Annotated in this window: 18 protein-coding genes, 1 tRNA gene and 3 pseudogenes; 16 read left to right on the forward strand and 6 right to left on the reverse strand. The window is 57.4% G+C overall.

From position 1 onward, the window contains the following. Positions 1-16: 16 nt before the first annotated feature. Positions 17-775: pseudogene (locus tag M017_RS0123210) on the forward strand (DMT family transporter); the annotation flags it as partial. Positions 776-801: 26 nt separating this feature from the next. Here the strand turns inward: M017_RS0123210 and M017_RS30825 are convergent. Then, positions 802-867 (reverse strand): annotated as a pseudogene (locus M017_RS30825) (hypothetical protein); the annotation flags it as partial. Here M017_RS30825 and M017_RS0123215 point away from each other — a divergent pair. The 12 genes from M017_RS0123215 (at position 847) to M017_RS0123270 (ending at position 15,814) form a co-directional block, all read left to right on the forward strand. Beyond that, a complete protein-coding gene (locus M017_RS0123215; RefSeq protein ID WP_031500630.1) occupies positions 847-2,097 on the forward strand; it encodes an MFS transporter in 1,251 nt (416 codons plus the stop codon). The pseudogene M017_RS30825 and the gene M017_RS0123215 overlap by 21 nt on opposite strands. Further along, entirely contained in the window at positions 2,098-3,930 is a 1,833-nt protein-coding gene (locus tag M017_RS0123220; RefSeq protein WP_035958798.1) for an ABC transporter ATP-binding protein, read from the forward strand. A gap of 246 nt (positions 3,931-4,176) precedes the next feature. Beyond that, positions 4,177-4,428, forward strand: coding sequence for a transposase (locus M017_RS29530; protein ID WP_155121586.1), 252 nt, complete (start codon positions 4,177-4,179; stop codon positions 4,426-4,428). A gap of 370 nt (positions 4,429-4,798) precedes the next feature. Beyond that, positions 4,799-4,954 carry a hypothetical protein gene (locus tag M017_RS30000; protein ID WP_202901713.1) on the forward strand — a complete coding sequence of 52 codons (156 nt, stop codon included), beginning with the start codon at positions 4,799-4,801 and terminating at the stop codon, positions 4,952-4,954. Positions 4,955-5,844: 890 nt separating this feature from the next. Further along, complete coding sequence (locus M017_RS0123235) at positions 5,845-6,096, forward strand: plasmid mobilization protein (RefSeq protein WP_155121587.1); 252 nt, start codon at positions 5,845-5,847, stop codon at positions 6,094-6,096. After that, positions 6,089-8,323, forward strand: coding sequence for a GumC family protein (locus M017_RS0123240; protein WP_031500633.1), 2,235 nt, complete (start codon positions 6,089-6,091; stop codon positions 8,321-8,323). Before M017_RS0123235 ends, M017_RS0123240 begins: the two co-directional genes overlap by 8 nt. Before the next feature lie 5 nt (positions 8,324-8,328). Beyond that, positions 8,329-9,549 carry a lipopolysaccharide biosynthesis protein gene (locus tag M017_RS0123245; RefSeq protein ID WP_031500634.1) on the forward strand — a complete coding sequence of 407 codons (1,221 nt, stop codon included), beginning with the start codon at positions 8,329-8,331 and terminating at the stop codon, positions 9,547-9,549. Then, positions 9,546-10,628 carry a glycosyltransferase gene (locus M017_RS0123250; protein ID WP_031500635.1) on the forward strand — a complete coding sequence of 361 codons (1,083 nt, stop codon included), beginning with the start codon at positions 9,546-9,548 and terminating at the stop codon, positions 10,626-10,628. Before M017_RS0123245 ends, M017_RS0123250 begins: the two co-directional genes overlap by 4 nt. Then, a complete protein-coding gene (locus M017_RS0123255) occupies positions 10,618-11,850 on the forward strand; it encodes a glycosyltransferase family 4 protein (protein ID WP_162180028.1) in 1,233 nt (410 codons plus the stop codon). Before M017_RS0123250 ends, M017_RS0123255 begins: the two co-directional genes overlap by 11 nt. Next, positions 11,840-13,207 (forward strand): DUF362 domain-containing protein, encoded by a 1,368-nt coding sequence (locus tag M017_RS0123260; RefSeq protein ID WP_031500637.1) that lies wholly within the window; start codon positions 11,840-11,842, stop codon positions 13,205-13,207. Before M017_RS0123255 ends, M017_RS0123260 begins: the two co-directional genes overlap by 11 nt. Further along, positions 13,194-14,612, forward strand: coding sequence for a phenylacetate--CoA ligase family protein (locus tag M017_RS0123265; protein WP_031500638.1), 1,419 nt, complete (start codon positions 13,194-13,196; stop codon positions 14,610-14,612). Before M017_RS0123260 ends, M017_RS0123265 begins: the two co-directional genes overlap by 14 nt. Then, positions 14,612-15,814 carry a glycosyltransferase gene (locus M017_RS0123270; protein WP_031500639.1) on the forward strand — a complete coding sequence of 401 codons (1,203 nt, stop codon included), beginning with the start codon at positions 14,612-14,614 and terminating at the stop codon, positions 15,812-15,814. Before M017_RS0123265 ends, M017_RS0123270 begins: the two co-directional genes overlap by 1 nt. 1,360 nt (positions 15,815-17,174) lie before the next feature. On the opposite strand, the gene M017_RS28930 is transcribed toward M017_RS0123270, so the two are convergent. Then, positions 17,175-18,449 (reverse strand): MFS transporter, encoded by a 1,275-nt coding sequence (locus M017_RS28930; protein ID WP_202901714.1) that lies wholly within the window; start codon positions 18,447-18,449, stop codon positions 17,175-17,177. A 70-nt stretch (positions 18,450-18,519) separates the two neighbouring features. Between M017_RS28930 and M017_RS0123290 the strand changes: the two genes are divergently transcribed. From M017_RS0123290 to M017_RS27060, 3 genes and pseudogenes are all read left to right on the forward strand, one after another. Further along, positions 18,520-19,380 carry a DMT family transporter gene (locus tag M017_RS0123290; protein ID WP_031500642.1) on the forward strand — a complete coding sequence of 287 codons (861 nt, stop codon included), beginning with the start codon at positions 18,520-18,522 and terminating at the stop codon, positions 19,378-19,380. 141 nt (positions 19,381-19,521) lie between these two features. Further along, positions 19,522-19,598 (forward strand) — tRNA-Val (locus M017_RS0123295). A 394-nt stretch (positions 19,599-19,992) separates the two neighbouring features. Further along, positions 19,993-21,075: pseudogene (locus M017_RS27060) on the forward strand (IS630 family transposase). 392 nt (positions 21,076-21,467) lie between these two features. Here the strand turns inward: M017_RS27060 and M017_RS0123310 are convergent. Genes M017_RS0123310 through murJ form a run of 4 tightly spaced genes read right to left on the reverse strand, consistent with a single transcriptional unit; the run spans position 21,468 to position 25,918 of the window. Next, complete coding sequence (locus M017_RS0123310; protein ID WP_051670775.1) at positions 21,468-22,220, reverse strand: SDR family NAD(P)-dependent oxidoreductase; 753 nt, start codon at positions 22,218-22,220, stop codon at positions 21,468-21,470. Positions 22,221-22,225: 5 nt separating this feature from the next. Then, positions 22,226-23,563, reverse strand: coding sequence for a CRTAC1 family protein (locus M017_RS0123315; RefSeq protein ID WP_031500644.1), 1,338 nt, complete (start codon positions 23,561-23,563; stop codon positions 22,226-22,228). Further along, a complete protein-coding gene (locus M017_RS0123320; RefSeq protein ID WP_031500645.1) occupies positions 23,563-24,318 on the reverse strand; it encodes a zinc ribbon domain-containing protein in 756 nt (251 codons plus the stop codon). Before M017_RS0123320 ends, M017_RS0123315 begins: the two co-directional genes overlap by 1 nt. Before the next feature lie 7 nt (positions 24,319-24,325). Further along, positions 24,326-25,918 (reverse strand): murein biosynthesis integral membrane protein MurJ, encoded by a 1,593-nt coding sequence (murJ, locus tag M017_RS0123325; protein WP_051670776.1) that lies wholly within the window; start codon positions 25,916-25,918, stop codon positions 24,326-24,328. Positions 25,919-25,940: the final 22 nt, after the last annotated feature.

Below are 25,940 nucleotides of genomic sequence, written 5' to 3' on the forward strand. Positions count from 1 at the left end.
AACCTTATATGCCCTGATGTTTCTGATCACTTTGCTTTGGAGTTTCAACTTCATCACAAGCAAAGTGGCGATGCGCCAGTGGAACCCTGTACTCCTCACCGGATGTCGAACTCTGCTCGCGCTCTGCATCTGCATCCCGCTCTATCTGCGCGAGCGGCCACACCAGTGGACCTGGCCGATGTTCTGGCGCTTTCTCGGTTTGGGCACGCTGGGTATGGCCGCAAACCAACTCTTTTTTGCAATGGGTGTCCGCCAGACCAGCGTTGCGCACGGCGCTTTGATCGTCGGGCTGACGCCGTTGCTCACATACGCACTGTCCACTGCCATCGGGCAGGAAAGCTTCCGTCCGCGGAAGTTGATTGGCATGACCATTGCTTTGTCTGGCATCGGCCTGCTGCAGACCAAGAGCGGCGGCGATGCCTCGCTTATTGGTGACGCGTTAGTCTTTCTCGGCTGCGTCTGCTTCACTGTCTTCACTGTTTTTGCAAAGCCCTTGAGCGGCCGTCTCTCCCCGATCGGGACGGTGACCCTCAACTATCTCGGCGCCGGAATTTTCCTTTTCCCCGCCACTCTTTCGCTTGCGGTGGATTTCCCCTTCCATCGGCTCCTGCCCATTAGTTGGGCTTGTCTGCTCTTTATGGCGGCAGTCCCGAGCGTATTCTGCTTCCTGCTGTATTACCGTGTGCTGAAGCAGTTGCCCGCCACCCAGCTCACCACCTTTACCTATTTGCAACCTGTCCTGGCCTCTGCCATGGCCATCCCACTCCTCGGGGAATCGCTGAGTCCCGCTCTACTTGGGGGCGGCCTGATGATCCTGCTGGGCGTCTTTCTGACGGAGCGCTTTTGATGGCGGTCACCATCCCGCAATTGCTGGCGCGCAATCGGAATTATCGTCTCCTTTGGGCGGGCCAGATTGTCAGCGATATCGGGGATCACTTCAACAACATCGCCGTCTTTGCGCTGGCAATCCGTCAGGAGCACGGCGGGCTTCTTGTCGGTGGCATTCTGATCGCGCGAGCCATTCCGATGCTCGTGGCAGGCCCCTTGGCCGGTGTGACGCTGGATCGCTACGATCGACGGAAAGTCATGATCATGAGCGACCTGGTGCGGGCGGTTGTCTCGCTTGGTTTCATTTTTGCTCTGGCCCAGGGCTCAAACACCCCATTGTTTATCCTGAGTGCGATCCTGATGTTCGCGAGCCCTTTCTTTACGAGTGGCCGCAATTCGATCCTTCCTGTGGTTGCAGGCGGCCAGGAGCTGCAAGCGGCAAACGCTCTCACTCAGACGACTGCTTGGGCGACTACTGGCGTGGGAGCTTTCCTGGGAGGAACTTCCGTCGCCGCTCTGGGCTACGAATGGGCATTTATCTTGAATGCGATCAGCTTTCTGGGGAGTGCCGCCTGCCTGATGGCCTTCCGTACCCGGCCCGGCGAGTTCCTACCCCCCTTGGCGCACACTAAGCGGGACTTCCATCCACATCGCGAATTTCTGGAAGGTCTCCGCTATATGCGGAGCGAGCCCCTGTTGCTGGCCATCGCCCTGATTGGCGTGGGCTGGGCGACTGGCGGCGGAGCGGCACAAATCCTGTTCAGCGTCTTTGGCGAGCGTGTTTTCCATCGCGGCGCAGCGGGCATCGGCATCATCTGGGGGGCGGCTGGTTGTGGTCTGGTGGTTGGCGGGATTCTCGCCAATTGGCTCAACAAGCGTCTCCAGTTTGAAGGCTATAAACGGACCGTCAGTATCGCTTATATCTTCCATGGCGCACTTTACGTCGCGTTTGCACTGGAGAGCAATTTTGCGCTGGCCCTTCTCTTTATTGGAATGTCGCGCGCTGCTGGGGCAATGTCGAGCGTGGTCAACTATGCAAAGATCCTCCAATATGCCAGCGATCAATATCGAGGCCGTGTTTTTGCCACCATGGAGACCATGACCTGGTCCACCATGATGGTGAGTCTCTTTGTTGCTGGGATTGCGACGGAGAGCGTCAATCCGCGCACCATCGCGGCCGTGGCCGGGGTGCTGAGCGGAACGACGGGCATCGTTTGGGCCTGGGCCAACTGGAGAGGCAAACTGCGTCTGCCTGAGAATAGGAATTAAGTGGAAGAAAAGGTTCAGGGCAAGATTTACGATACGCGCCAACTGCGGCGCTTGCTGCCTTATGCATGGCCCTATCGCGGGGCCGTGCTGCTCAGCCTCATCCTGTTGACCGGCCAGACCCTTGCTCAGGTGGGCACGCCGCTTCTGACGAAAGTTGCGATCGATTATTACATCGTCAAGAAGTCCGTCGGCTTTGAAGGACCGCTGAGTTTTCTCAACCAATGGCTCCCGGCCGATGTCTGGAATGGACTCGCCTTCATCAGCGCCTTGTTCGCCGGCCTGTTGTTGCTCCGCCTGGTCCTCGAGTATGGCCAGCAACTCGCAATGCAGTACACCGGCCAGCGCATCATGTTCGACATCCGCCGGAAGCTCTACGCCCATCTCCAGCGCCTTGATGTCCAGTTTTTCGATCGCAATCCGGTTGGCCGCATTGTCACCCGGGTGACCAGCGACGTCGATCAGTTGAACGAGTTCTTTTCCGCCGCGCTGATCACGATTCTCGGCGACCTGATGATGATTGGTTTTGTTCTGCTGGCGATGTTCCGCATGAGCTGGCAGATGACTCTGATCATGCTCGGCATCCTGCCCTTTGTCGTCCTCACCACGATGGTTTTCCGCAAGCAGGTGAGTACCGATTACCGCCGCCAGCGCGTCGCAATGGCCAAGCTGAACTCCTTTCTCCAGGAACACACCAGTGGCATGAGCGTGTTGCAGCTCTTCAATCGGGAAGAGCGCGCGAAGGCTGATTTTGAAGCCATCAACCGGGAGAACATGGATGCCTGGAAGAGTTCGATTGTCGCTTACGGTTGGTTCTACCCGGTGGTCGAATTTGAAGGCATGATTGCCATGGGCGCTGTTTTGGCCTGGGGCGGCTTTCAGGTCCGCGATGGGGAACTGACGGTTGGAGTTCTGGTCGCCTTCTTCCAATTCGCGATGCGCTTCTTTGGTCCCATCCAGGACCTCAGTGAAAAATACAACACGGTGCAGAGTTCAATGGCCGCTAGTGAGCGGGTATTCGGCATGCTTGACGAGCCTCTGCACATCACGGCTCCTGTGGACCCGCAATCTCCCAGCGGCGAGGCCAGCATCGAATTCGAGAATGTCGGCTTTGCCTACAAAGGCGAAGACTGGATTCTCAACGATCTGAGCTTCCGTGTTGCTCCTGGAGAGACCGTCGCTATTGTCGGGCACACCGGCGCTGGCAAGACTTCTATTACCAATCTGATGCTGCGTTTCTATGACGTACAACGTGGCCGGGTGAAGGTGGGTGGTCTCGACGTACGTTCGCTGGTTCCGTCGGAGCTTCGCTCCCAGTTCGGTGTCGTCCTGCAGGATCCCTTTCTTTTTACTGGCACGCTCCGGGATAACATTCGCCTGGGCGACGAATCGATTGACGATGCGCGCATCGAGGATGCCTGCCGCCGGGTGAATCTCTGGGGCTTCATTGCCTCCCGCGCCGCCGGTCTCGATATGGAAGTCCAGGAGCGTGGCACCGGGCTGTCCACCGGGCAGAAACAACTGGTCAGTTTTGCGCGAGCCTTGGTCCGCGAGCCTCGCTTCCTCATTCTTGATGAGGCCACCTCGAGCGTCGACACAGAAACCGAACAACTGATCCAGCGTGCTCTCGACGTGATGCTCCAGGGCCGCACTGCGATTGTCATCGCTCACCGTCTCAGCACGATCCAGAAGGCGAATCGGATTCTGGTGATGCACAAGGGCCATCTCCGGGAAAGCGGAACGCACCAGGAGCTTCTGCGTCTGCGCGGAATCTATTGGCGGCTGTACGAGCTGCAGTACAAAGATCAGGAAACACCGGCTTCCCAAAGCATCTAGAGACTGTCTTCCCATTGGAGCCGCTTTCGGATGGTTTTCTCGAGTATCCGAAAGCGATACCAGACCGACATGTGCGGCGAAGAGCGGGAGTTGCAGTGCCCTACCTGATGTTGATGGATGAAGAAGCCCCCGGAGCGTGATTCTGCACTGCGGGAGGTTTGCGGTATCTGGTGAAGTGCAGAGCGCCTTGGTACGTGGTCGATCCACAGACACAACGCTGGATGCGAGCGCAAGTGCTTTGATGCCATGGTTCATGACCTTCGAGAGGTACGGAGTTTGCGGGAAGGACGGCAGGCGCAACCGAGTGCGGCGATTCTCGATAGCCATACCTTGCAATCGACACCGGAAAGCGGAGCCCGAGCCGGCTATGACGGAGCAAAACGACGAAAAGGAAGCAAGGTCCATATTGCCGTTGCTCCCTTGGGGCATCTGTTGGCGCTTCACGTCATTCCCGCCGAGGAAGAGGATCGCGCACAGGTTCATCCATATTCTCGCTGAACAGATGCAAGAGGTCACCGGAGCCAGTGTTGCATTGGCACGGGTGGACCAGGGTGACACCGGATCGACGGCTGCTGCTACCACCAGCCAACACGAAATCCAATTGGATGTAGTCAAGCTGTCGACGGCCGAGAAGGGCTTTGTCTTGTATGGGTCGTCGAGGGAACATTTGGGTGGGCTACACGATTCCGCTGACTCATTCGAGAATTTGAACGCCTTCCCAAAATCGTCGCTGGCATCCCTGCATTGAATCAAAGTGAATTACAGGCACCAGAGACTGTAATTCCCATGAGAGCTGCTTTCGGAGGGCGTCTCCTGATATCCGAAAGCGATAACAGGTTGACGTGAGCGGCGAAGAGCGGGAGTTGCAGTGCCCTACCTGATGTTGATGGATGAAGAAGCCCCGGAGCACGATTTTGCGCTGCGGGAGTTGTCCAACGGCTTGCAGTATCTGATGAAGTGCAGAGCGCCTTGGTACGTGGTCGATCCACAGACACAACGCTGGATGCGAGCGCAAGTACTTTGATGCCACGGTTCATGACCTTCGAGAGGTACTGCGCACCGAGCGCGGCCATTCTAGACAACAGTACATTGCAGTCGACACCGGAACCTCCGAGCCGGCTACGACGGTGCGAAACGATGAAAGGCAGCAAGGTCCAGATTCTGGCTGAACAGATATAAGAGGTCGCGTAGGGATCGGCGAAGAACGGTCTTGTCCTGCTTTCTCGACGAAGGGGCGTCGAGAGAACGTTTGAATGGGCGATACGATCCCGTCACCTCGAACACCTTCCCAAAATTATTGCCGGCATGGACTTCATTGCCTTTGCTGGCCTCTTCCTCAAACGCACACTCCCGTCTTGATTAGAGGCCGTAAGTCACTTTTGAGCAGCTTAGGGGATCCGCAGTCCGAAAGCGATGCTCGTCAGCGGTGCAGAATGAGCCTTTCTGACGGCTACCTGAGATTGATGGCAAAACCCACAGCAGGGGATTCTGCTCTGTGAGTGCGTCACATCGCGGAGGCTTTCGCCTGCATGGTTCACGACCTGCGGGAGTGACTCCAAGTGACGACAGGGCGCAAAACGCGGCCGATTGTTACGATTCTCGATCGCCGCACCCTGTAGTCGATGCCGGAGCCAAGAGATGACAGTGGATGCCCAGGGATACCGGTTGGCCCTCCCTGTGACCCCAGCTTCAGATGCATTCCAGCCTCTCGATCCCGCGGAATTCCTTGCTACAGCCCTGCCCCACAGCCTTTCGGGAGTACCTCCGGAAAGTGTGATGGCTGACTATTTGAGATCTGCAATTGTCCGATCAAAGTAGTGCGACGGCGTATTTCCTCTTGCCGTTCGTATCCATCGATGGCCAGAGCACTTGCGCCGGACGCGTATTTTGTCCGTTGCCAAAGGAGTTCCTCTCTTGCCTGTCTATCGCCCCCGCACGCGTCTGGTGAATTTTCGTCTCAGTGAAGACGAGTATGAGCGGCTCAAAGATACCTGTTTTCGTTCTGGAGCCCGGAGTGTTTCTGACTATGCGCGCGCTGCCGTGCTGGCCGGCGCTGTGGAACCGTCTCATGAGAACCGTTGGCAGGAGTTGGAGATCTCAGTTCGCAAGCTCGAAGATCAGCTTGGCCGCCTGATGGAGAAAGAACTGGTGTCCGCTCATGGTTGATACTCCAGAAGAAGGGCTCATCCCGCTCGCACGGAGCCTCGAAAAATCGCGCAGCCTCGATCTTACGATCGACCCGGTCCGCGTTCCCTCATTTCCAGCCCAAGAGGCGCCGCCGTCTGGTTTGGAAGCGACGGTTCCGCTCTCCCACTATTATTGGCTCTTCCGCCGCAATGCCTGGCGGATTGGCTTTTTTGTCCTGGCGGCAACGCTGCTGGCTCTTGCCCTTTCGATGCAGATGGTTCCGATCTATGAAGCGACAGTGACGATCGATGTCGACCGCCAGACTCCGACCGGAGTCATCGGCCAGGATTCCAATCGCTCGATGAGCAATGATGCGGATCAGTATCTGGCGACACAGGTCAAAATGTTGCAGTCGGATTCTGTCTTACGTCCGGTGGTCGATCGCTATAAGCTTCCGCTGCGCAAGCCCTCGCGATTCCGGCTTGTTGCACCCTATACCGAGCAACAGCAGAAAGATGCGCCGGTGATGCTCGATGGATTGAAAGTTTCACGGCCCCCCAATACCTATTTGATGTTAGTCAGCTATCGATCTGCCGACCCTAAGTTGGCCGCGGATACCGTGAATGCCATCGCGAATTCCTATCTCGATCACAGCTATAACATTCGATATCAGTCCTCGGTCGGGCTTTCTCACTTCATGGAAAAGCAACTGGACGAACTCCACGCGAAGATGGAACATTCCTCGGCAGCTCTCCTGCAATTTGAACGTGATCTGAATGTGATTTCTCCCGAAGAGAAGACCAATATCATTTCAGCCCGCCTGCTGCAACTGAATCAGGAATACACCTCGGCGCAGGCCGATCGAGTCAAGAAAGAATCTGCTTGGCGCAGCATTGAAGGAGGTTCCGTCGCGGCGGCCCAGGTGTCGACACAGGGCGAGACGATGCGGAAACTGGATGAGCGCCTCAGTGAGGCGCGCCAGAAATTGTCTGAGGTGCAAGTGCACTTTGGGGCGAATCATCCGGAGAATCGCAAAGCAACCGCTCAAGTCCTCGAGTTGGAAAAGCAACTGGTTGCTCTCAAGACGAATATCCAGCAGCGTGTCAATGTGGAATTCTTAGAAGCTTCCAGCCGCGAGAACATGTTGGAGTTGCAGGTCCGTGCGGCCAAGCGGGAACTGGATCTTCTGAACTCCCGAAGCTTTGAATACCAAAATCTGCGGCGGGAGGCAGACGCCGACAAGAAGCTCTATGAAGAACTGGTCCGCAAGATCCGGGAGGCGGGCATCAACGCAAGCTTTCAAAATAGTGCGATCCGGATTGCCGATCTGGCTCGTACTCCTCTCGAACCCGTATCGCCAAATCTCATTCTCAACACGGGGCTGGCCTTTTTGCTCTCGCTGCTCCTGGCTGTTGGTGGTGTGCTTCTCATGGATGCTCTCGACAATACCATTCGCGATCCGGAGCAGATCAAGTTGGGTCTGGGTTCTGAGTTACTGGGTACCTTACCCGAAGTGAAGACCTGGAGACACCGGATTGGGCTTGCGAACAACATGGATGCCGGAGGGGCATTGGTTCGTGCTGCCAAAGATGGATACTCGGCAATGAGCGGATACGAAGAGTCGATTCGCACGCTCCGCAATGCCATCTTACTCACAAACTTCGACCGGAACTTACGTTCTTTGCTGGTCACCAGTGCCCAGCCAGGAGAAGGGAAGTCGACTGTTGCGGCACATCTTGCATTGACGCATGCCATGCAAGGGGCAAAAACCCTGCTGATCGATGGCGATATGCGCCGCCCAAGTGTCCACCGCCGCTTTGCAATTGAGAACAATCTCGGCCTCTGCGGATATCTTCAGGGGAAGGGAAGTCTTGAGGAACTGATCCAGAAGTCGGAGGCCTCGGAGAATCTCCATATCCTTACGGCAGGCAGTCCCAATCGCCGTCCGGATGACTGGCTGCGGGGGCGCATGGATTCCATTGTCGAGAATCTGCTTGCGGACTACCAACTGGTGATCCTTGACGCACCCCCATTGCTCGGATTCGCGGAACCATTGGAAATGGCTACCAGCGTCGATGGCGTGATTGTTGTCACGCGCGCTGGTTCTACGTCTCGCAAGCAAGTGGGCAGTGTTCTCGAGATGCTCACTCGCTTGCGCGCCAATGTCCTCGGAGTGGTGCTCAATCAAGTGAACAAATCGATGGGTGAGAGCTATTCTTACTACGGCTATTACGGCAAATACTACGCCGCGAAAGAACGTGGGTAGTTCAAATGTCGCATCTGCTGAGCAGCGCTGGCGCCATGACCACCATGGCGCCGGCCCCGGCGGCTTCCGCAACGAAACATTGGAGCACCGAAGCGGCCTGGGTCGTCGCTGCCAATCTCTCCCAGGCTGCGGGACCTTTTGTCAGCCTGCTGGCAATCTCTCATCTCCATGGCTTGGATGCGGCGGGGAGATTTGCCTATGCGCTGGCACTCACCACACCGCTCTATCTTCTGCTGAGCTTTCAACTAAAGGCCCTTCTCTTAACCCATAGTGCGACAGAGTTTTCTACAGCGGCTGCTGCCGGAATCCGTAGCTTTTCCAGTGTTCTGGGAGTTGCTGTTGTCTTTGGGTTGCTCCTACTGGCGACGCCCTTAGCGGGCATTCTATTGGCAGCGCGTCTGGTGGAATCCTGGGCGGAGCTTTATCAGACAGACCAGCAGCGGAGGCAGCGCAGTTGGCGCGTTGCCTTGAGTAGCATCTTGCGTTCGATGCTGTTGCTCGCATCGATTCTATGTGCCCCCAGCGTGGAAGAAGCGATCGCGCTGTACTTATTGCTGAGCTTCACCCTTCTGGTTTTCTTGGACATGGATGCAGTTCGTTTTGAGGTCGAGTTTGAATCGCAAGTCCTGAGAAGCTTCCTGCTGCGTGGAGTTTTGTTGGGTGGTGTGCTGTTTCTGCAGTCGGCCCACGCGAACATCCCTCGGCTTGCCTTGGATCATTTCGGCGACGAAGCATCGCTCGGGATCTTCGCGACACTCTCGGTTCTCATGCAGACCGGCAATCTGATTTCCTCCAGCTTTGGTCAGGGTTTGGTCCCAACATTGATGACCGCATCTCTGACACGAGTCCTGGGCTTGGCTGCCCTACCCGCTCTTGCCGGACTGCTGACTCTCGGGATCCTGACGGCTCTCGGGGATTTCCCGCTTTCCCTGTTGGGGCTGCAAGGACAGCCGAATGCGCATGGCGCGCTTCTCGCTCTTGGCGTTGCACAAATTAGCGTTTGGCCAGCGGCGATGATTGGCTACGCACTCACTGCTCGCCGTCTCTACCGCCAACAGATCTACCTCTCGATCGCGTTGAATGGTGTTTCTGGAATGGGAAGTCTACTGCTCATTCCCCGTTTCGGTCCGGCCGGCGCAGCTTTCGTCATGGGTTTGACTGCGGCAACGATGCTGCTGCTGTCCTTTGTTCTACTGGCGAGGAGTCCAAGGGGAGCAGTGCAATGAAAGTTCTCCACGTTCTCCGGCAATTGAACCGCGGTGGAATCGAATGCTGGCTCGAACGCCTCCTGGCCGCTTGGCCACGAGAGCACCGGCCTGCTTTTCATCTCGCGCTGGAGGAACAGGATTTCGGGTCTCTGGCGCCGCGGCTTCAGGCGCTTGGTGCCACCCTCCACTATTGCCCTCCGCCTCGCCAGGCTGCTCGTGCTGCGTCTTCCCTCATGGGGCTATTGGCCGATCACGGTCCATTCTCTGTGATGCATTGCCACAATCATCATGCCAGCGTATTCAATCTTGGATTGGCGGCTCAGATGGGAGTGCCTCTCCGCATCTCGCAAGCACACGCGGATTTCCGGTCGCGCCAGGCGGGTGATTCGATCGCCCGCCGCTGTTACCTGCAAGCTGCTCGTATCGCGCTGCGGGCCATTGCGAATGGGAAGCTTGCGGTGAGTGCAGGCGCGGCTGCCGATTTGTTCGGCGCTGCTGCCACCCAAGCCGAACGACTCCCTTGTGGAATTGATTTTCAACCTTACTTTGATTCCACGGCACAGCCCGACTCTTCCCGTTTCACTTTGATACACGTCGGACGTTTCGTTCCCGAAAAGAACCATTCCTTTCTCCTCGATCTGACGGCTGCACTCGTTGCGAAAGAGCCCGAAACCCAACTCTGGTTAGTCGGCGATGGGCCCTTGCGAAGTTCTCTCGAAGAGCAGGCCAGCCGTCTGGGGATCGCGAATCGAATCCACTTCTGGGGTTCACGCGGTGAGGTGGCCGACCTGCTCAAGGCCGCGGATGTATTTGTTTTTCCAAGCTTTTCCGAAGGATTGGGGCTTGCTGCCATCGAGGCCCAGGCTGCCGGTCTTCCTGTTGTGCTTGCCTCCCACCTCCCTGCGGAACTCGATGTCTTTCCGCAACTGTGCCAGCGTTTGGCCCTTGATGTGCCTCTGGAACAGTGGGTGCGTTCCATTCTGAATAGCCGAGAACTCAAACGGATCGAGGATTCCTGCCGCTTGTCGAAGCTCTCACAATCCGAGTTCTCGATCCATGCCAATGTGCACGCCCTTCGCAGAATCTATGCCAGCTAAATCGATTCCATCCTCCTTGAATGTCGTCATCGACCAGCGCCTCAAACGGACGCCAGACGGCCGGGTCTGGACTCATACTCCGCCGTCCTATGAGTTTTTTGAACCAGCCTTGCGGGTGTTTGATCGTGTGCGTGTCATCGCTCGCACGATCGAAGTCTTCGAAATTCCTCACCAGGCCCGTCTTGTCAATGGTCCCCATCTCCGAGTTCTTCCGATTCCGAATTTCATGGGACCGCTGCAATACTTCTGCCGGCGCGGAGAAGTCCGCGATTCCCTCAAGGCCATCTCATTACTCGATGGCCCCTTTCTCCTGCGAATTCCTTCAAAGACGGCCTTCGAACTGGCGGAGTTGCTTGATGCTGCAGGAAGACCCTACGCGACCGAAATGCTGACTGATCCCTTTGATTTCTTTGCTCCAGGCGTGGCACCGAGTGGTCTTGCACGCTGCTTCCGGCCTTATTTTTGCCGTCGCTCCCGGGAACTCTGTGCGCGGGCTGTCGCCGCAAACTATATCACCGGTTCTGCGACGCGCCGGGCCAATCCAGCACCCAATGCGGAGTGGGCGGGGAGTGTTTCCGACGTCGACTTGAGTGCGGAAGCTTTTGTCGGCCCGGCGGAGTTCCCGGCTACCGGACCAATCGAGATCGTGACGGTGGGTTTTCTCGATCTGCTCTATAAAGGTCAGGATATTCTGATTCGTGCCCTCTCGCGTTGCCATGCGATGGGGCTGGATTTCCGGCTCACCTTTGTGGGAGAGGGCAAGCGAAAGGCCGCTTTGCTGGAGCTAGCGCGCTCCTGCGGGATCGGGGATCGAGTCTCGATCACAGGGGCCTTAGGGGGCACGGCCGCTGTACGCGAATATCTCCAGCGCGCCCATCTTTTCACGCTGCCTTCACGGGCGGAGGGTATTCCCCGGGCACTTCTCGAAGCCATGGCCGCGAGCTTGCCGGCGATTGCCACCCATGTGGGCGCGATCCCAGATCTTCTTGATCCACAGTGGATCATTCCTCCCGGTTCTGTGGAGGCGTTACAGGAAAAACTGATGCAATTTGCCGCACTTCGCAAGCAATGGTCCTCCATTGGGCACCGCAACCAAACAGTGGCCCGCAATTTTGATCGCGACTTACTCGAACCGTTGCGCCTTGAGTTCTATCGCGCAATTTTGCGGCAGGGTTTGGCTTCTCAGGACGCGCTCGGACATCAGGTTTCCGATGCCGCTTGATCTCGATTCTCCTGTCTTAGTCCGTCGCCAGTTGGCTTATCCGACGGCAGAAAACGACCGGCTCCTGCCGGGTCATCCTGGTGTCGCCTCTCTCTTGGAGACTGCCGGCCTCGATGCCAGAAATCCCTTTGCCCCGTGGATTCGTCCTGGGATGCGGGTTCTCATTAAGCCGAACTGGGTCCGGCATGCGAACGATGAGTGGGCCTTGCTGGAGGCGCTGACAACGCATACCTCGATCGTCCGCCCCGTGGTGGAGTTCGTTGCTGCCGCCTTGCAAAACCGGAGTGGAGCTTATGAGGGAGAGATCATTCTTGCGGATGCGCCGCTCCAGAGCGCAAACTTCGAGTTGCTGCTTGAGCAGCTTTCGATTCTGCCGCTGTACTCTCATTGGCGCTCCATGGGCTTGCCGGTATCTCTCGCCGATCTTCGACGTGTGATCGCAGACACGGATGAGAGTACAGGAGTGGTGCGGAAGACTTCTGATGCGGCAGGAGATCCTCGGGGCGACTCGCTGGTTGACCTGAAGCAGGAAAGCCGTTTGGACGCTCTGCTGCATGACGGCAACCGGGTCGGTGTGTCGAATTACGATTGCGAGACGACGACCCAGCACCACACGCCAGGGACTCACCGCTACCGGATTGCGAATTCGCTGCTTGAGGCAGACGTCGTCATCAATTTGCCGAAATGGAAAACCCATGTGAAGACCGGAATCACGGGTGCGCTGAAGAACTTTATCGGAGTGAACTGCGATAAAGCCTATCTACCCCACTTTCGCGTCGGATCCCCCCGAAAAGGAGGGGATGAATACCCGGATTCTTTCACGGGAGAGTATCTGGTTCGCTTGCGGCCTTGGGTGGAGCGTGTGGTTCCCAAGGGTTTGCTCCGGCGTGCACGCAAGTCTTTGCTGGCTTCGGCACAACGTTCTGGCTCCCCGCTCGTATTCGGCGGGGCTTGGCCTGGCAACGACACCTTGTGGCGTACTGTCCATGACATGGTGTTCATTGCCCGCTGGCTCGGTCAGGGTGGTGCGAAACTCTCCTCTCCTCGCCCCATCCTCACCTTGCTGGATGCAATCGTTGCCGGAGACGGAGATGGTCCACTCCGTCCGGAAACCCGTCCGATGCGGTGTCTGCTCTTTGGCACCGATCCCGGTCAAATTGACATCCATGCTTGTGCGCTCTCTGGTTTCGACTGGAAGAGGATTCCTCTTCTGGCACGGCTTGCCGATCCCGAAGCCTCGTCGATCACACGTTTTCATCCGTCCTTGGCTGTTCCTGCTACCGAACTCCAACTGCGGCCCCCGCTTTCCTGGGCCACCACTCTTCTCATGCAGGAGGCTCGACATGACGCAGCTTGAATCCATCTACGCACGACTCCCGGTCTGGTTCCAGGATGCCGCGGTCACCGCACAGGGAGCGCTCTACCATCGGCAGCGTTATGGCTCGGCATTTCGGGAAGAGTATGGGCTTTTGAAAGGGACGGAGTTGGCTACCTCCCTCCAGTTGGAGCTACTGCAAACCGCAAGACTCAAGCGAATCCTGGCTCATGCTGCAGGTACGGTGCCCTTTTATCGGACGCGAATTGCACGGTCCCACCATGAGTCGTTACGTGCTGGCGATCTTGCGGCGTTCCGCGAGATCCCTGTGACTGAAAAAGCAGAGCTTCGCCTGTCTCCACAACAGTTCTGCATGAACGGAGGGCGTGACCAGACTTGGATTCCCTGGCATACGTCGGGCACCACAGGTTCTCCGATGACTTTGTACTATGAGCGCAAAGCGGTCGCAAGGCAGTATGCTTACGTCGAGCGTTATCGTGAACAAGCTGGAGTCAGCCGCCGGGAGCGGCGCGCGCAATTTACTGGAAAACTGATCGTAGCTTCTGAGAAGTCCAGTCGTTACTGGAGGTATGACTGGGCCAATCGGGCGCTCTTGCTCTCCACCGTACATCTGACGAAGGATACAATTCCCGCTTATCTTTCGGCTCTCCGCTCTTTCCAGCCCACTTATTTATGTGGCTATCCTTCCGCAATCTCTCTGCTTGCCCGCCAAGCTCTGCGGAGCCGGATGGGCGGACTGAAGATTCAGGCCATTCTCACGAGCGCCGAAACTCTTCTTGATGAGCAACGGGACGTGATGGAAGCTGCCTTTGGCGCCAAGGTCTATGACCAGTACGGCCAGACGGAGATGCAGAGTTTTTGGTTTGAGTGCCGCTATCGCCGGATGCATACTCATCCACTTTTCGGGTTGACGGAAATTTTACGTCCGAATGGAGAAGCCTGCCAGCCGGGTGAGATCGGAGACGTTGTTCTCACCGGCCTGATCAACTATGCGATGCCACTCATCCGCTACCGGGTGGGTGACCGTGCAGCCTGGTCCGATGAGGACCGCTGTCCTTGTGGGCGCTCGATGCCGATGATCCAGCAGATTGAAGGCCGCCGGGAAGACTACGTATACAGTCCCGAACGCGGTTGGGTGGGACGCATGGATCCGGCACTTAAAGGCGTCGACGGATTGCTCGAATGCCAGTTCCTACAGGAGGAGAACGGCACTTTGCGTGTTCTCTATGTACCACTTCCTGGTTTTGGAGCAATTGAGAGAAGCCGTCTGGAAGAGAATCTCAAGGGGCGCTTGGGCTCTAAGATGCCGCTTTGTTTTGAAGAGGTTAGCGCAATCCCGCGAGGCGCTAACGGCAAATTCCAGGCGGTACGCTCCAAACTTTCCTTCAACCCGGACCTTCACCCTAAACTGATGGAGGTTGCCTGATGCCCACGCAACGCCCGTTGGTGATGCGGATCATCACTCGCTTGGCGGGTGGTGGCCCTCCGGTCCATGCGACATTGCTCAATCGGCAAATGGATCAGCATGGGTTTGATTCCGTGCTTGTTTTCGGCACCTGTGGGGCAAAAGAGCAAAACATGGAATATCTCATTGAGAAAGGCGATCGTGTCGAGCGTGTTGACGTATTGGGCGCTCGGCCCTCTCCAGTACGCGACTTGCTTGCGGTCTACCGCTTGTGGCTCCTCTTTCGGCGTTATCGGCCTTCCATTGTCCATACCCATACGGCAAAAGCGGGTTTTTTGGGCCGCATCGCTGCCTTACTGGCCGGCATTCCTTGTGTCATTCATACCTATCACGGGCATGTACTAGACGGCTACTTCGCTCCTTGGGCAAATCGGCTCATCCGGTGTGCGGAACGTTGGCTGGGACGCGTTTCCACCGCCTTATGCACGGTCAGCCAGCAGCAGGCGGCAGAGTTATCTGGTCGATTTGAAATTGCTCCAGAGGAGAAGTTCCATGTCGTTCCCCTTGGCCTCACGCTTGAACCCTATCTGGCAATTCCAAGTCCAGACTTTCACTCTGAGAGACTGACCCTTGCCTGGTTGGGGCGCTTTGTTCCGATTAAGAACTTGGGCCTCCTGTCTGGCGTGGCCGCCGCCTGCCAGGAGCGGAAGCTTCCCATCGATTTCCTCATTGCAGGCGACGGACCAGAGCGGAAAGACTTTGAGGAACAGATCCGTAGTTTAGCGCTCAAAAATGTCCAACTGCTGCCTTGGCAAGAAGATGTCGGGCCGGTTCTCGAACGGGCGCACCTGCTCATTCTGACTTCTCATCGCGAAGGCACTCCGCTCTCGCTTATTCAGGGAATGGCGGCTGGGCGCCCCTTCCTCTCCACGGCGGCTGGAGGAACCGTCGATTTGGCAGTAGGCGTTGGCCGTCTTGAAACGAAATCCTGGTGGTATGAGAATGCTGTGCTGGTCTCTCCGGAGATTGCCGCATTCCTTCCTGTGATCGAACGCTTGCTCTGCAACAGGCGACAACTTGAAGCGATGAGCGCCGCCTCGCGAAGCTTCGCGCAATCGGTTTTTTCTGAGACGCGCCTCGTTGCTGATGTCGCGGCTCTCTATACGGAGTTGCTCACCCCAGGCCAATCCGGACCCCATCCTGTGCTTGAGGCAAAATCTTGACCACAATCGCACCCGATTCTCGATTGCTTCGAGCGATGCTGGTACCGCATCCGATTTTCAAAACCCGAAAAATCCCTTCCAGCCGGATCTTCCTTTGGGAACTTCCGTTCTGGCTAACTCTTCTCTACGGCTCGCTGGTCCCGGCGACTTGGGTCACTCGCCAGGAGTGGTTCGGCGTGCCCATGAAGTACTCTGACCTGTTGATCCTCTTGAGCGCCGGTATCTATGGCGCCGCGGCGATCTTACAGTATCTGATTTACCGCCGCCGGAATTTCTCGAAGGGCGTTCTGAGCAGTACCCTCTGCCTCCTCGCCTACGGCCTTGTGAGAGTCTTAACAGGTGCTCTTGAGGGAGAGGATCAGCTCGCCATGGCCTTTACCTTACTCCTGGCCGCAGCCGCGCCAGTTCAGGCGGCAGGACTCCTTTCGATTTATGATGCGACGCAGACGCGGGCCTTTCTCAATCGGTTGCTCCTGTATCTCACCATCATTTGCCTGATCTACACGGCAGAGAGCGTCTTCAGTCTTGGGCTGCGGAGTGAGGAAGGGCGGAACCTCGGTGTTGATTTCGGCATCCAGCGGGTTCGTGGGCCGCTCTTTGGTCCCAGTACCGGCTACCTTCTCTTGATTCCAGCGATCGGCTGGGGCTTACAGTCTTTTTTTGCAGGGAAGCACAAGCGTTTCCTGGCATTCTGTGCCACTGTCACGCTTCTGATGGCGCTGCTTGGCTTAGGCAGCCGGGCTGCGCTGATTCTGCTCGCCTGCTACATCATCAGTCTGGCTCTCCTGATGAAGCAACTGAAGCGAAAGATCCTCACCGCGCTGCTGCTTGCGGTTCTGAGTATTGGTGCTGGCGTGCTGATTTACGGGCGAGCTGATACCCAGCGGCTGCAGAGCTTCGAGGACAGCTATCGAAAGACCACTCATGAAACCGCCTGGAACATCCTTGCGAATGCAGATATTCCATCTCTCCTCGGTGGGCAGGGCTACGGTTCGATCTGGGCTTGGTATCGCCGTGACATCCTCCGTGGTGATCTTGTGGCCATTGGCGATAATACGATCCTCACCGGGTATGGAAGCAGCCTCTACCACTGTCACTCCACCTTCCTGGAGTTGATGGTGGAATTCGGCTGTATTGGGATTCTTTGGTTGTTTTATGTCGGTGGCCGGATCGCTCGTTTGCCGTTTGCCCCAGGGGCGGACACGGCCTGGCGCGCTTTTTCGTGGGCCATTGTGATCTCGATGGGCTCGCTAGCATTTGACCTCTTTGTTTTCAAAGAGGTGCGAGTCAACGCGATATGGTGGATCTTTCTGATCGCGGCATTCCAACTCAGGCCGATTGAACAGCGGCGCGCCACTGTTCAGAGTGTGGCTGGTACGGCTTCTTCCGATTCCGACAACGAAAGTTCCCTGGTGGGATCGATGCGAGTGAACAGGAAAGCACTGAGGAGCAAGAACACGGAAAATATCTTCAGCGGCACGTCATAGCTCTGGAAATAGTCGACAAGATAACCAAACGCGACGCTCGAACCAAACGAACCCAATTGGCCCGCCATGTTCATCGAACCCGACAACGCGCCCGCATAGCGCTTGCCCACATCAAGGCAAATGGCCCAGGAAACAGGCAGCATGCAATCCATGAAGCCGTATCCCAAGGCGAGGAAGCCAACGGCCATAAAACGATCTGGCGTATATGCGGTTGCCAGCATGCAGAGTCCGCTCAATGCGAGCCCAGCGGCTCCCACAGTCCTGCGGCCAATTTTCAGGCCAAATTTTTTGCTCAGGAAGTCGCTCAGAAAACCGCCCAAGAGGTTCCCGCCAAAACCCACGATAAAAGGGAGTGCTGAAAAAGACTTCATTTCCCCTTGGCTCATGCCACGGCCCTTCACCAGGAAGGTGTGCAGCCAGGAGAGATAAAAGAAGCTGCCCCAACAGTAGGTGTGATACATCAGCAAGATCATCCAATAGTTGGAATTCTTGAGAGCTTTCTTCCACGGCATGGAGGTATGTGCTGCGTCACCAGGACTGCTGTCAGCCGCGATTTCCGCGATCTCCTCAGTTGAAGTGCCAGGTTTCGTGGCTGGTGTATCCCGGAACCAGAAGTACCAAATCGCCACCCAAACCAACCCGATGGAGCCAAAAATATAGAAAGAGGCGCGCCAGCCATATGCCTGCTGGATGGGAATCACCAAAAAGGGACTCACCGCTCCGCCCAAACGGCTGGCGGCCCAAACCACGCTGGCAGCCCGTGCACGCTGGGACTTCGGAAACCATCGCGAAATCGTGGAAGCTGCGTTCGGATAAGCTCCCGCCTCGCCGATACCGAATAGAAAGCGGGTGAGCAGCAATAAATAGAAGTTCGACACGGCGCCGGTGAGCGCTGTAAAACCGCTCCACCACAGCACGATCCGGCTCAAAGTGATCCGGGACCCCAATCGATCTCCCATGGCGCCGGTTGGGATCTCGAAAAGCGCGTAGGAAAGCGTAAATGCTCCCACCACCCAGCCCCACTGTGTCTGGGATAGATGCAACTCGTCCTGCATCGTCGGACCCGCTACCGAGATACATACCCGATCGATATAGGTGATCACCGATAGGAAAAACAACAGCACCAAGACCCAATGACGATTCTTCATAGACAATCGACGATTCTTTCATAGACTGGGAGACTGTGGGTGAAGAGTCCTTAAATTTTGAGATTTCCCTGTGAATCCGCGTCTCTTGACGTTGACGAGCGCACTGCTTTTCTCCACAGGCGGAGCTGCGATTAAGGCGACGACTCTCACCAGTTGGCAAGTCGGTGGATTCCGCAGCCTGGTTGCCGCTTTGACGATTGCAGTGATCCTTCCGGGTTCGCGACGGAACTGGACGTGGCGAACACTGCTCGTGGGGCTTTTCTACGGGTTGTGTCTTGTCTCCTTTGTCCTCGCAACGAAGAACACCACCTCAGCGAATGCCATCTTCCTCCAGGGCACTGCGCCCATTTATTTGGTCATTCTCGGGCCATGGTTGTTGGGGGAGAAAAATCGCTCTGCAGACTGGGCAACGCTGGCACTGATCCTCGTTGGGATGGCGGGGATCTTCTGGCAGAGTTCAGCCTCCCAACGGCTGGCGCCAGATCCGGCGCTTGGCAATTTCTACGGCGCATTCAGTGGCGTGGCCTGGGCGGCGACTGTCTGCGGCCTGCGCTGGCTCGGCAGGAGTGGCGGGGCGGGCAGGGAAACGGACCCGATGTCCCCTGTCCTCGCCGGGAATCTGATCGCCTTCGCCCTCTGCGCGCCGATGCTCTTTCCCGTCCAAGCATTTCCGGTGGCTGACGTCCTGGCAATTTTCTATTTGGGTACGATCCAGATCGGCGTCGCCTATTGGTTGCTCACGAAAGCAATCCAGCGTCTTTCTGCACTTGAGGCCTCACTATTGATCATGCTCGAGCCTGCACTGAACCCGCTGTGGACCTGGCTTCTTCACGATGAGCTACCTTCTTCAATGGCACTGGCCGGGGGAGGATTAATTGTTGGAGCAACTTTTATGAAAAGCTGGCAATCCCGAAACAACATGCTAGAATAGAAGTTTCGCCACCCGATAGCGAGCTGTAGTTCCGCTGGCTAAATTGCGACCTTGACACGGTAGGCAGAGCGCGGTAAGTTATTTATATTATTAGACTTTGACTTTTCGGCTGCCGATTTTATCCAGTTTCGAAAAGTTTTGGGGCCTGTAGCTCAGTTGGTTAGAGTACTACCTTGACACGGTAGGGGTCTGCAGTTCGAGTCTGCACAGGCCCACCATAAATTTGGTCACCCCATGAAAAGCCCTGCATCGCGCGGGGCTTTTCCATTTTCGGCGACTAGGATGCGGTAAAACAAGATCTTTTGAGGTTGCAGTGCTACAGTCTGTGGCGACCGAGCCCGTTGTAACAACCCTGTACGCAATTGCTGGGAATCCCGAACAGTGCGACGGCCGGATAGTCCGGATCCGGGCTACCGTTGCTAAGTTTGACGACTTCCAGGTGTATGTCGTGTTGCTGGCGGCTGACACTCTCGCCGGTGGCTGCTTCTGAGCACGATCTTGTTTATCGGCTGAGGTTACGTGCCGCACTAACGATGCCCCAACCTACTGCAGTGCTTCACAATTAGTAACCATTATGACCCCGCGGGCGTCCCTATACTCGAGGAGCGAGAAATGCGAGTAGCCCCGCGAGTCGAGTTGAGCGATGAAACGAAGCGTGAGTTGGAGAAGTGGGCCCAGGGCCGGAAGATTCCAGTGCGTCTGGCAGAGCGGGCCCGGATCGTCCTCCTTGCCGGGCAAGGCAGGCAGGATCGGGAGATCGCCGCCGAACTCGGCATCACGCAGAAGAAGGCCAGCCGGTGGCGCTCCCGCTTTCTGGAATTGGGCGTAGCGGGTCTGGAGGAGGACGCTCCGCGGCCAGGACGCACGCCAACGATCAGCCGGGAATTGATCGCCGAGGTGATTCGCCTCACGACCGAGGTGAAACCCGCCCAGGCCACGCAGTGGAGCACCCGCAGCATGGCCGCGGCCTTGGGGATCAGCGACTCCAGCGTGCTGCGGATCTGGCATGCGCATGGCCTGAAGCCGCATCTCGTCGAGACCTTCAAGATCAGCAACGACCCCGAGTTCGGCGAGAAACTGGAGGCCATCGTCGGGCTTTAGCTCAGCTCTCCGGAACACGCCATCGTGCTGAGCGTCGATGAGAAGAGCCAAGTGCAAGCCCTGGATCGCACGCAACCCGGATTGCCGCTCAAGCCGGGCCGCGCCGGCACGATGACGCACGACTACAAGCGTCATGGAACCACGACCCTGTTTGCGGCCCTGAATGTTGCCAGCGGCAAGGTCATTAGTCTCTGCCAACAGCGGCACCGGCATCAGGAATGGATCAAGTTCTTGCGGCTGATCGACGAGGCCACTCCCGCAGGCAAGGAACTCCATCTGATCTGCGACAACTACGCCACGCACAAGCATGAGAAGGTGCAGCGCTGGCTCAAGCGCCACCCCCGCTTCCACGTGCACTTCACCCCGACGAGTTCGTCGTGGCTCAACATGGTGGAGCGCTTCTTCGGCGACCTGACCGTCAACCGCCTGCGCCGCGGCGTCTTCGGCAGCATCGTCGAACTCATCGAAGCGCTGGACGCCTTTGTCGATGCCCACAACGAGAACCCCAAACCTTTCATCTGGACCGCCAAGGCCTCCGACATCCTCGCCAAGGTGGTCCGCGCTCAGGCCGCTCTTAACCGTCGCTCTGTGTGAAGCACTACACTACGACTGGTGCTCGGGAGTCGATTACAGGGTCCGGCTATCCAGAATAGCTGCTGTGGGGTGAGCCTTCCGGCGCTCCCGGAGGCGCAACACTTCGCGAAGATCATGCGGCATCGGCTGCCAAAGCGTTCCGCACCTGGCCAGAGAGCACAATCCGTTAAATGCCTCCCGTCGCGCAAAATCGAGCTACCGGAGCTTATTGATTCATCAATGTCAGGCGCTGCAAACGCCCACACTTCGTCGCTCCCATCGGTCGGGTATCGCTTACGCATGCCGGGAGAGGCCATCCGAAATTGCGCCTGAGATTCAGCGTCGAAGGAGACCTGCAGCAGCGATGCGAAAAGCATCTGGATGATAAAAGGAGGCTCCCGTCATCTCGGGTCCTAGGGCTTCAGCTGCCAGCGCTCCTCCCCAAACTCCGCATCCAATCCATTCCACGTCCCGAATTTTGCAGCCATCTGGCCCCCATCCACCACCAGCGTGGTCCCGGTGATAAAACTGGCCTGTGCGGATGCCAGAAAGGCGACAGCGTTTGCGACCTCCTCCGGTCTCCCCCCACGTCCGAGCGGCAAGGCTGAGAAGTACGGCTTCGCGACACTCTCATCCTCAAAGGCTGATGCCGTCAGGCGCGTCCGAATGAATCCCGGACACACCGCATTCACCCGAACCCCATAAGGTCCCAGCTCATTCGCAGCCGTGTGCACGAGTCCCAGCAGCGCCGCCTTGCTGGCGTTGTAGGCAATCAGGTTCGCTTCGCCATCAAAGGAGTTTGTCGAGGCCGTGATGACAATGCTGCCGCGACGCCGGTCCCGCATCCCGCGAGCGATCGCTTGCAGTTGAAAGAACACGGCGCTGAGATTCAATCCGATAGTCGCCTCCCAGTTGGCGCGTGTCGTCTCGAACAGTCCGGCGGGCCAGCACATCCCGGCATTCAGAACCGCGACATCCACTGCCGCATTTCCATCCCAGGCCGTCAGATCCACCACCTCAGAGCGCACTCCATCTTCAGCGCAAGTCTCCCGATCGAGCACCAGAACATCCGCACCGGCATCCCGGAGCACGCGCACGGTTGCGAGCCCAATCCCATTCGCGCCGCCTGTCACCAGTGCCTTCAACCCATCGAAGCGTAGCTGCATCCGGACTAGTGTAGCTCGCCGTTCGGGTATGGGACCCGGTGAAGACGATCTACCACGACGTCGATCAGTTCGATCGTGACTCCATCCACCCAGCGGATCTCAACTCGCTCGACCAAGTCCGCTCTTCCCAACCCGAAATGGGCCACGGGTTCGGTCTGGCTGAGATAGCCACTGCCACAATCGATCACGCGTGTCTGTTGCCTGCCGTCTGCCCACAGCCAAACCAGTGCTCCACGCGCGGGCGCGCCCGATGCGGTGAGTGGCATCACCCGGCACCAGTGATTCCGATTCTCTGGACAGGCATAAAGCGACAAAGGTTGGGGCGCACTCTCTCCATGGCCAAGCAAGAGTTCGAGCCGTCCGTCGCCATCGAGATCGGCTGCGATGGCGGCAACGCCAAAGCCCTGTGGCTCCACGGCTTCGCCACAATCCACCGCTCGCCAACTTCCCTCGCGCCAAGCGAGCAGCAAGTTTGCTTGCTCCTGATTGTGGATGAAGATCTCCTCGTAGCCATCGTTATCGAAATCGGCGATCACCACCGCACGTGCATTGGATTCCCAGCCCAATCCACCGTCGGCAAAGCTGCCGCTGGAACCTTGGAAGAACAATCGATGGGGGCCTTGCCGGTTGGCGCAGAAGAGTTCCAGCCGGCCATCCCCATTGGCATCGAGTAAACCCAATCCTCGGGCAAAGCCGCTAGAGTCGCCAAGTCCCAATGGGAGGGCGATCTCCTCATAGCGCCCATCGGTACGAGCCCGGAAGAGCATATTCACGATGCCTTCATTGCCGGCGTAGAGATCCAGTCCGGAACCGAGGATAGGTCCGGCGATCAGACTCCGTCCCCCGGCAATGCGGGCTAAGCCCAGTGTGGCGGCGTTGTCGGCGATGCGTTCGCCCCCCATCATCTCGATGAGGCGAAAAGGGCCACCTTCCTGTGCCACCAGAAACCCAAATCGCCCCATGCCAAAGCGATCCAGGGTCAGGACGGATTGGCTGGCAATGGGCCGTTGGTCGAAGGTGTGAAGGAGGTTCTGCCACCGCCCGCGGCGCCAGGCGAAGAGGCAATCCTCGCTCGCTTCCGATGTCGAGACAAAGATCTCCTCACGGCCATCGCCGTCAAAGTCACCCGCCGCGACTCCCATACCCTCGGAGCCATAGTCTGACAGCACTTCATCGGCAATATCGAAATAGGCGTCGCCGCCCCATTTCAATACCAGGTTCTTACCCCCCCAGGAGGCGACAAAGCACTCCAAGTGACCGTCGCCATCGAGATCCGTAATGCCGATGCCGCCATACAATTGCGAGGGATTGTCAGCAAGTTGGCTGCGGAGCGAACGGAACATTAAGTCGGGAGTTGTGTGCTGGAGGGAATGCCATCTACGGAGATCGGTGGGTTATAAAAGAGCATCCGCAGGCAGCTTTCACAGTGGAAGATGGTTTCGGGATACTGCCGGATTTGCTGGAGTAAGGCAGGGCGAATGTTCATCTGGCAGGAGGTGCAAAGCCCTTCGGTACATTCGGCGACTACGATGCCATCCTTGTGCTTCTTGCGCAGACGTTCATAGTCTTTCAACAGGGCAGGTGGCACTTCTTTACCCAACTGGATGCGCTCGCGATAGAGTTTTACGCCCTTTTTGCGATCTGCCTCGCTGCGTGCGGTGGCATCGACTTTTTCTTTTTCGACGTTCTCGCGCTCCACCGCCAATTCGGCCTCTGCGGTGCGCACGGTCGCGGCGAGCGCTTCACTTGCTTCGATCAACCGGAAGGACTCTGCTTCGTTCTTCACGATCTCGCCTTCGGCGAAGGCAACTTCGTGTTGGAAGGCGGTCAACTGTTCCTGGGTCGTCGACTGCATAGTTTGCTTCTTCAGACGTTCGATTTTCGCCTTTGCATCGACCGTTGCATCACTGAGTCTTTTGATCTCTAACTGGTTCCAGGTAAGCGCTGCCTGGTCGGCGACCAGCCGCTTCTGGTGTGCGTCCAGTTTCGCTTCTAAAGCCGCGATTCGCTTGGGCAATCCGCGAATCTCGGCCTCCAGTTGTGCGAGTTGGCGGTCCATCCGCTGCATCTGTAAAGCAAGTTGTAGATCCTGAGCCATGAAGTGTTTACAAGGTACCACGCAAGAAGGGTATCCGGCGCTTCAGGGGCCCGGCCATCGCATCGGTTGCCATGGCTAACTCCTCCACTCTCAACGCGCGAGCGGCAAAATAGAAGACAATGGCACCCACCGGAATTGCCACCGCCAACTGCAGAACAAAGGCCCAACTTCCTGCAAAATACAGGATTCCTGCCACGGCGGCAGCCATTGCCAGACTCGATACCGCAGCCTTCGAAAGGCTGGTCCAAAGCAGGCGTCCATACAAGCCGCCGATCCGCTGCCGCATCAGCAGAAACAGCGTAATGGAACTGAACAGGGCGATGCCGGAGGTGGAGAGGGCGAGCCCCGCATGGCCAAAGTGAAATACGTCCACCATCGTCCTTGCCAGTGCATAGTTCACAACGACACTTCCCAGCGAGACGAGCATTGGCGTGCGGGAGTCTTTCAGCGCGTAGAAGGCTGGGCTCAACACCTTCAGCGCGGAATATCCTGCCAGGCCAATGGCGAAGCAGGACAGCGCGACGGCTGTCTGTTGGGTGTCGTAATACTCAAACTTTCCGCCCTGGTAAACGGCTCCGATCATGGCCTTGCCGACAAGAACCAGCCCCACGGAACTGGGGATGGTGAGAAGAAACACCAAGCCCAAGGAGCGCGACAGCGTGCGGCGGAACTCCTCCCAATTGGCTGCCGCGGCGCTTCTTGAAATCGCGGGCAGCGTGGCACTGGCAATGGCCACTCCAAATAGCCCGAGCGGCAACTGCATAAAGCGGAAGGCGTAGTTCAGCCAGCCGACCGGTCCATTGGCGCCACGCGCCGGATCGATGATCTCCGAGGCGAGGTTTGAGTTGACCAATACGTTGATCTGCGTTGCTGCATTCCCCAGAATTGCCGGGCCCATCATGGCGAGAATCTGCCGTAATCCGGGATCACTAAAATCGATCGTTGGCTTGAATGTGAACCCCGCTTTGATGAGAGCAGGGATTTGGAAGCCGAGCTGCATCGCCCCGCCCACCAGCACTCCCCAGGCCATTCCTTCGATTGCCGAAATACCAAGCTTCGGACCGAGGACAACGCCGAGCAAGATCCCCGTCAGCACGCTTCCGATATTGAAAAAGGTCGAAGAAAGCGCAGGCACGGCGAACTGCTTCAGCGCATTCAGGATGCCCATGGCCTGTGCAGCCAAGGCCACCAGCAACAGAAACGGGAACATGATGCGGGTGAGCGAAGCGGCGAGTTCCAGCTTGCCCGGGGTCTGGCCAAAACCGGGGGCGGCCAGATGGACGAGCGTTGGACTAAAGACTGCGCCCATCGCGCAGATCAGGCCCACCACGAGAATCAGGGTGGTGGACACCAGATTCGCCAATCGCGAAGCTTCTTCGCGTCCCTTATTGTGCAGCGCGTCTGTGAAGGCTGGCACAAAAGCCGCTGACAGCGCTCCTTCGGCAAACAGATCCCGGGTGAGGTTCGGAATCTGAAAACCGATGCGAAACGCATCGTAGGGCATCGAGGCGCCAAACAAACGGCTCATCACCATCTCGCGCACCAGCCCCGAGACGCGTGACATCGCCACCGCAAAGCTCATGATCGATGCGGAGCGCACAACGCCATGCGAAACGCTGGCC

The organism is Bryobacter aggregatus MPL3 (assembly GCF_000702445.1).
Taxonomy (GTDB): Bacteria; Acidobacteriota; Terriglobia; order Bryobacterales; family Bryobacteraceae; genus Bryobacter; species Bryobacter aggregatus.